This window comes from Vibrio sp. 10N.286.52.C3, assembly GCF_041468865.1.
GTDB lineage: Bacteria > Pseudomonadota > Gammaproteobacteria > Enterobacterales > Vibrionaceae > Vibrio > Vibrio crassostreae_C.
The window spans coordinates 1-328 of the sequence record NZ_JBFRJM010000156.1 but is presented as its reverse complement, the minus strand read 5'-3'; the positions used below and the strand labels follow the sequence as shown (position 1 = coordinate 328).

1 protein-coding gene is annotated in these 328 nt (G+C 40.2%); it reads left to right on the top strand.

Annotated elements, in window-relative coordinates; genetic code table 11:
• Nucleotides 1-142 precede the first annotated feature (142 nt).
• Nucleotides 143-328 (top strand): hypothetical protein (locus AB4138_RS23940; RefSeq protein ID WP_372307978.1); only part of this gene is annotated, 186 nt, incomplete at its 3' end.

Here is a 328-nt window from a genome sequence, read left to right as displayed (position 1 = left end):
TCGGATAAGGGGTTAGCATCACTGCACGGTAATGAGCTAACAATTTCTATTTCATCTAATGAACCCGCGAACGATTGATTTCAATACTGGGTTGTATTTATACGACTTAGGTGATTTGTCCGGATTTTATACCGGTTATATATTGGTCAGTCGTAAATATTTCAATGGCTTATGTATCGCTGTTTTTCCTGACCATCGCCCTCAACATTCTGAACTTGATATGACTGCACAGGCTGACTGTATTGAGTCCGTATTTGAAAATGATATGACTGTACGGCGTGATTATACCGTGTCAGTTTTTGAAAGTTACATGACTGCACGGCGTGAC